This window comes from Streptomyces sp. NPDC097640 (assembly GCF_040302705.1).
Classification (GTDB): domain Bacteria; phylum Actinomycetota; class Actinomycetes; order Streptomycetales; family Streptomycetaceae; genus Streptomyces.
Genome location: NZ_JBEOSB010000010.1, coordinates 47,412 through 53,638, shown reverse-complemented (window position 1 = coordinate 53,638; position 6,227 = coordinate 47,412). Strand labels below are relative to the sequence as shown.

The 6,227-nt window shown below is 71.1% G+C and carries 7 protein-coding genes; 4 read left to right on the top strand and 3 right to left on the bottom strand.

Annotation, left to right across the window (positions count from 1 at the left end):
• Window positions 1-89 precede the first annotated feature (89 nt).
• Window positions 90-1,115, bottom strand: coding sequence for an ATP-binding cassette domain-containing protein (locus ABTY62_RS17505; protein WP_352130300.1), 1,026 nt, complete (start codon window positions 1,113-1,115; stop codon window positions 90-92).
• A gap of 107 nt (window positions 1,116-1,222) precedes the next feature.
• Here ABTY62_RS17505 and ABTY62_RS17500 point away from each other — a divergent pair, with 107 nt between their 5' ends.
• Window positions 1,223-1,990, top strand: coding sequence for a TetR/AcrR family transcriptional regulator (locus ABTY62_RS17500; protein WP_352130299.1), 768 nt, complete (start codon window positions 1,223-1,225; stop codon window positions 1,988-1,990).
• Window positions 1,991-2,015: 25 nt separating this feature from the next.
• Here the strand turns inward: ABTY62_RS17500 and ABTY62_RS17495 are convergent, their stop codons facing one another.
• Entirely contained in the window at window positions 2,016-3,023 is a 1,008-nt protein-coding gene (locus ABTY62_RS17495; protein ID WP_352130298.1) for a hypothetical protein, read from the bottom strand.
• 272 nt (window positions 3,024-3,295) lie between these two features.
• On the opposite strand from ABTY62_RS17495, the gene ABTY62_RS17490 reads away from it, so the two are divergent.
• From ABTY62_RS17490 to ABTY62_RS17480, 3 genes are all read left to right on the top strand, one after another.
• Complete coding sequence (locus ABTY62_RS17490) at window positions 3,296-3,826, top strand: hypothetical protein (RefSeq protein WP_352130297.1); 531 nt, start codon at window positions 3,296-3,298, stop codon at window positions 3,824-3,826.
• A gap of 118 nt (window positions 3,827-3,944) precedes the next feature.
• Window positions 3,945-4,418, top strand: a complete 474-nt coding sequence (locus ABTY62_RS17485) for a hypothetical protein (protein ID WP_352130296.1) — start codon at window positions 3,945-3,947, stop codon at window positions 4,416-4,418.
• A gap of 55 nt (window positions 4,419-4,473) precedes the next feature.
• Entirely contained in the window at window positions 4,474-5,469 is a 996-nt protein-coding gene (locus ABTY62_RS17480; RefSeq protein WP_352130295.1) for an aldo/keto reductase, read from the top strand.
• 145 nt (window positions 5,470-5,614) lie between these two features.
• Here ABTY62_RS17480 and thpR read toward each other — a convergent pair whose 3' ends face one another.
• Window positions 5,615-6,178, bottom strand: coding sequence for an RNA 2',3'-cyclic phosphodiesterase (gene thpR, locus ABTY62_RS17475; protein ID WP_352130294.1), 564 nt, complete (start codon window positions 6,176-6,178; stop codon window positions 5,615-5,617).
• Window positions 6,179-6,227 lie beyond the last annotated feature (49 nt).

Sequence of the window (6,227 nt, the reverse complement as noted above, 5' to 3'; positions counted from 1 at the left end):
CTCCAACACGCAGGCTTCCCTCGTCACTGCTCGCTCCTCCGTCACTGCGCGGCTCCTCAGTCCAGCCCGCGCGGCGCGCCGGGACACGCTCATGCCGCCACCTCCACCCTCTTGTCAGCGTTCGGCTCGTCCGTGCGGTGTCCGGTCAGCCGCAGGAAGACCTCGTCCAGGGTCGGGCGGCGCAGCCCGATGTCCTCGACGGCCACGCCCCGCTCCTGGAGCGCCCGCGCGACCTCGGTCAGCGCCGTGACCCGGTCGCGCACCGGGGCCGTCACCCGGCGGTCCTCCCGGTCGGCCCGCGGCTCGGCGGGCCGCTCGCCCGGACCCCCATCCCCACCCGCGGCCCGATCCATAACCCGCGCCACGGCCTCGACGGCGGCCGGCAGGTCCGCGGTCTCCCGCACCACGACCTCGATCCGGTCCCCGCCGATCGCCCGCTTGAGCTCGGCGGGCGTGTCGTCGGCGATCTTCCGCCCGCGGTCGATCACGGCGACGCGGTCCGCGAGCTGATCGGCCTCGTCCAGGTACTGCGTGGTCAGCAGCACGGTCGTGCCTCCCGCGACCAGCGAGCGGACCGCCTCCCACACCTCGTTGCGGCCGCGCGGGTCGAGCCCGGTCGTCGGCTCGTCGAGGAACAGCACCTGCGGGGCGAGGATCATGCTCGCGGCCAGGTCGAGCCGGCGCCGCATGCCGCCGCTGTACTCCTTGGAGACCGTGTCGGCGGCCTCGGTCAGCCCGAACGCGCTCAGCAGCTCGTCGGCCCGCCGGGCGGCCCGCGCCTTGTCCAGGTGGAAGAGGCGGCCGAACATCACCAGGTTCTGCCGCCCGCTCAACATGTCGGCCAGCGCCGGGTACTGGCCGGTCAGCCCGATCCGGCGGCGCACCTGGCGGGGCTGCTCCGTCACATCGAATCCGGCGACGGTCGCCCGGCCGCCGCTCGGCCGGGCCAGCGTGGACAGGATCCGCACCGCCGTCGTCTTGCCCGCGCCGTTGGGGCCGAGCAGCCCCTGGACGGTGCCGCGGCCGACGGCCAGGTCGAAGCCGTCGAGCGCGCACTTTTGTCCGTATCGCTTGCACAGTCCTTCGGTGAGGACCGCCCATCGCGCCGTGTCCACAAGAAACCCCCAGGTCGTTCGGCGCCCATCAGGTCACTGGGTACAGCGTACCCAATAGCGGGTACACCGTACTCAGTTTTTGGTCGTGGCGTTAGGATGAGCACGCGATGACGACCACCGAACACAGCGGCAGCGGAGACATCTCCCGCAGCCTCGAGCTCCTGTGGGGCACCGGCGAGCGGCCCAGCCGCGGCCCCAAACCCGGGCTGACCCTGGAGCGGATCGTGACGGCCGCCATCGCCATCGCCGACGCGGAAGGGCTCGCCGCGGTCTCCATGCGGCGGCTGTCGGCCGACCTGGGCACCGGCACCATGTCGCTGTACCGGTACATCCCCGGCAAGGCCGAGCTGCTGGACCTGATGCTGGATCAGGTCCAGTCCTTCGACCCCACCGCCCACGACCTGGCGCTGGGCTGGCGGGAGACGCTGGAGATGGTGGCGCGCGGCGCCTGGCAGCTGTACGAGCGCCACCCCTGGCTGCTCCAGGTCGACCAGGCGCGCCCCGTCCTCGGGCCGAACGCCATGACGGGGCTGGAGTTCGCGCTGCGCGGCCTCGACGGCCTCGGCCTCACCGACCGCGAGCGGGTCCATGTCATCGTGACCGTCGACGGGTTCGCCACCGGCGTCGCCCGCACCCATCTGAACTCGACGATGGCCGAGAAGCGCACGGGCATCAGCGACGAGGAGTTCTGGAAGGCGCACGGGCCCGCGATGGAGAAGGCGCTCGCCAGCGGCCGGTTCCCGATGCAGGCGGCGCTCGACGAGGACGCCTTCAAGGAGCCGGACACGGACGTCCGCGAATTCGGCCTGAAGAGCCTGCTGGACGGCATCGGCGCGTTCATCGAGACCCGCGCCGGCGACGCCGCCGAACAGTAACCCCGGGCAGTGACTCCGGAGCCCCTCAGCGCCGCCGGCGGAAGAGCGAGCGCAGGCCGAAGAACAGGGCCGCGGCGGCGGCGAACGTCAGCGCCGCCTTGAACAGATTGCCGTCCTTCTCCTTCTCCGACGCCTCACCGCCCGCCGCGGATTCCCCGCCCCCGTTCCTCTTCTGCTCCTTCGCCGTCGCGTCCGGCAGCAGTTCCCCGCTCAGCTTCACCGCCGTGACCTTGCTGCCCGGGCCCTCCGTGCCGTACATCAGCGTGCCGCCGTCGGTGGTGAAGGTGACCGACTCGCCCTGCCGCTGCAACGGCAGATCCGGCTCCTTGTCGAGCTTCGCCGGCTTTCCGCCGCGCCAGCGGTATTCGGCGACGTTGAAATAGCCGCGGAGCACGAGTCTGCTGGCGTCCGGGGCGAAGGCCCCGTCCGTCACCTCCATGTCGATGTCGGCGACCCGCCGGAAGATATTGACCCCCGAGGCGGACAGCTTCTCGGGCCCGGCGTACAGGCCGCCGTTGTCCTGGCTCTTGCTCGCGATGTAGGCCCGGCCGGTCTTGGGATCGACCATCATCGCCTCGGCGTTGCGCGGGCCGTCCTCGTACTTCACCGTGAACTGGGTCGCCGTGACCGTGGTGTCGCCGAGCTTCTTCGGCTCGGGGAAGCGGTAGATCCACACATGCGGCCAGGTGCCGCCCAGGTTGTCGCCGATGTCGGCGACGTAGACGGCGCCGTCCGGCCCGATCGAGATGGCCTCCACATCGCGCGGGCTGCCGATGCCGCGCATGGTGACGGTCGCGACCGTGCGCCCGGTCCTGCTGTCGACGGCGTAGACGTACGGGCCGTCGTCGCTGTCGTTGTGCGTCCAGTAGACGCCCGGGTGAAGGCGGCTGGCCGCCAAGCCGCTGGACTCGGTGATCCGGGAGTCCTCGATCGTGAACGAGGACGGCGACGTGTGGTCGTCGGCGGCGGCCGGGGCGGCGGCGGGCAGAACCGCCAGCGCGGCGGCGCCGAGGACGGACGGAAGCGAACGCATGGGGCCAAGCCTGCCATCCGGACGCGGACCCGAGGGGCGGCAGTCGGCCAGGGGTGGGTCACCGGGCTGCTACACCTGTCTGATTGACTTCGTCGAGAACGGGCAGATAACGAATGAGCGAGCACTCCACACCGGCTCAACACACAAATTCATAATCTCTGGATTAGTTGCGCTGATCCAGAGATTAATTTTCGGAAATTTATCGGTCGAATGGCGGCAAAGCGGACCACGGCGTTGCATCGAAGAATAAGACCGCCCTACGGTCTTGCCTCATGAGCAATTACGGTGGTTCCTCTTACCCGCAAACCGCTCCCGCTCCCGGGGGCATTCCGGCGGACTCCGCGCCGCCCAAGAAGTTCGCGATCTTCGGGATCGTCGGCGCGGTCATCGCCCTGGCCGGCTCCCTGGTGAACTGGGTGGTCTCCGGCGTCGATGGCGCCGACGGCGGCATCAAGGGCATGGACGGCGACGGTGTGATCACGCTGATCGTCTCCATCGTCGCCGCGCTTGCCCTGATCGGCGCCCTCGTCGCCAAGAAGGCTCAGCTCTACCTGGGCGGCGCGGTCCTGTCCCTGGTCACCGCGGTCTTCGCCGTGCTCAACATCGCGGACCCGGCGCGTCTGGTCGCCGCGAAGGCGGAGGACGAAGGAGTGGCCGCGGACCAGGCCGACAAGGCCGCCGAGCAGCTCGTGAAGCAGCTCGACATCAGCGCGGGCCCCGGCCTGTACATGGTGCTGATCGGCGCGGCGCTGACCATCGCCTTCGGCGTCCTCGGCTTCATGAAGTCCCGCAACAGCCGATAAGAAAAAGAATTCGGCGAAGCATCCGAGAGCCCGCTTTTCGGCCGCACCCCGGCCGAGAATGCGGGCATTCGGATTTTCCGCACCACCTTCCGGAATCGCCCGGCGCTAGGATCTCCGCGTGGCCGATATCTATGACCTGATCCTGTCGGTGGACCTCCCCGGCACCCTCTCGGACGCCGAGATATCCGAACTCCGCTGGCACCTGGGCCTCGCCCCCCAGCCCGCCGCCCCCCTGTCCCTCGTGACCGGCTACGCCGAGCCGCTGATCGGCGACGACGGCAGGCCGGAAGAGGACGAGCAGGGCAACTGGCTGACGGTCTACGAGCCGTACCCCGTCCTCGCCGCCAAGGGCCCCGCCCACCGCGCCGGCGGCGTACTCCTGTCGGCCCTGGAGCCCGGGAACCACGGCGGCTGGGCCCTGACGTCCCGCCAGGAGTTCCACCCCGACGAGTTCGACAGGCTGGGCGAACTCCTGGTCTGGCTGCACGAGCGGGCCGTGGACTCCCTCCGCTTCCAGTGCCATCTGCGCTTCTACGAGGAGGACACCTTCGCGCCGGTGTCCGTCACCGAAGGTGAAGTGAACTGGCCCTGAGCTGACCCGGCGGGCCCTTGATTCGAGCGCACTCGAACGGCTTGGCTAGGTGTTCATGGAGTACACGCAGCTCGGACGTACGGGACTCAAGGTCAGCCGGCTGGTCCTCGGCACCATGAACTTCGGCCCGCAGACCGACGAGGCCGACAGCCACGCGATCATGGACGCGGCACTCGACGCGGGCGTCAACTTCTTCGACACCGCCAACGTCTACGGATGGGGCGAGAACAAGGGCCGCACCGAGGAGATCATCGGCAGCTGGTTCGCGCTGGGCGGCGGGCGGCGCGAGAAGACCGTGCTGGCCACCAAGGTCTACGGCAACATGGGCGCCGAAGGCGAGCCCTGGCCCAACGACGACAAGCTCTCCGCGCTCAACATCCGCCGCGCCGTCGACGCCAGCCTCAAGCGGCTGGGCACCGACCACATCGACCTGTACCAGTTCCACCACGTCGACCGCTCGACGCCCTGGGACGAGATCTGGCAGGCCATCGACGTCCTGGTGCAGCAGGGCAAGGTCCTCTACGCCGGCTCCTCCAACCACGCCGGCTGGCACATCGCCCAGGCCAACGAGACCGCGCGCCGCCGTGGCTCGCTGGGGCTGGTCAGCGAGCAGTGCCTGTACAACCTGTTCGAGCGGCGCGCCGAGATGGAGGTCATCCCGGCCGCGCAGGAGTACGGCCTCGGGGTGATCCCCTGGTCGCCGCTGCACGGCGGGCTGCTGGGCGGCGCCCTCCGCAAGGAGCGCGAGGGCGGCGGTGCGCGCTCCACGTCCGGGCGCAGCGCCGACGTGCTGAAGGACGCCGCGGTGCGGGACAAGGTCCAGCGGTACGAGGACCTGCTCGACAAGCACGGTCTGGAGCCCGGCGAAGTGGCCCTGGCGTGGCTGCTGACCCGGCCCGGGGTGACCGGCCCGATCGTCGGCCCGCGCACCGCCGAGCAGCTCACCTCCGCGGTCCGCGCGAGCGAGCTGACGCTCAGCGAGGAGCTGCTGACCGCGCTGGACGAGATCTTCCCGGGTACGGGCCCCTCGCCCGAGGCGTTCGCCTGGTAGCGCCCGCCGCCACGCCGTGGCGGCCAGCGGCACGGCTCAGCCGAACGCGGCCGCCACGGCGACGACGACGAGTATCAGCACGAGCGCACCGCTCATGATCAGGTTCCTGGTCTTCGGGTCCACGCCTCGAGGGTAACGGGACCGCTCAGCGCTCCAGCGGCCAGGCGGCCACCACCTCGTAGCGGGGGTGCGCGCCCGCGACCCCGGGCGTCGGCGGATGGCTGCGCACCAGACTGAGCTCGGTCACCGTCCAGGCGCTGCCCTCGAAGTCCTCGAGCCCCGCCACATACGGCCGCAGGTCCGCGCCGCCGCGGCAGCGCGCGAGCGTCAGGTGAGGGTGGTAGGGGCGGTGCCGGTCCATGTGGAGGCCGGCCCGCCGGGCCCCGGCCTCGGCGGAGTCGGCCAGATGGCCCAGGGTCGCCCGGTCGCCCTCGACGCCGGCCCACACCACCTTGTCGGAGAAGCGGCCGCCGCCCGCGAGCCGGACCTCGTGGGGCGGGTGGCGGTGGGCCGCCCGCCCCAGCCGCTCGTGCAGCTCGGGCAGCACGCCCTCGTCGACCTGGCCGAAGAAGGCGAGGGTGAAGTGCCAGCCCGCGCGCTCGGTCCAGCGCAGCCCGTCCGCGCCCGGGAGCCCACGCAGCGCGGCGACCCGGGCGGCGAGCTCGGCGACGGCCGCCTCGGGGGGCAGCACAGCGGCGAAGAGTCTCACCCGCCCAGTCTCGCGCAGCAACCGCCCGGCCCGCCCGGCGCGGCCGGGG

Excerpts from the sequence above, each read along its gene's own strand:
- ABTY62_RS17490 (WP_352130297.1), top strand. The coding sequence starts at position 3,296 with ATGAGCAATTACGGTGGTTCCTCTTACCCGCAAACCGCTCCCGCTCCC.
- ABTY62_RS17500 (WP_352130299.1), top strand. The coding sequence starts at position 1,223 with ATGACGACCACCGAACACAGCGGCAGCGGAGACATCTCCCGCAGCCTC.
- ABTY62_RS17495 (WP_352130298.1), bottom strand. The coding sequence starts at position 3,023 with ATGCGTTCGCTTCCGTCCGTCCTCGGCGCCGCCGCGCTGGCGGTTCTG.
- ABTY62_RS17480 (WP_352130295.1), top strand. The coding sequence starts at position 4,474 with ATGGAGTACACGCAGCTCGGACGTACGGGACTCAAGGTCAGCCGGCTG.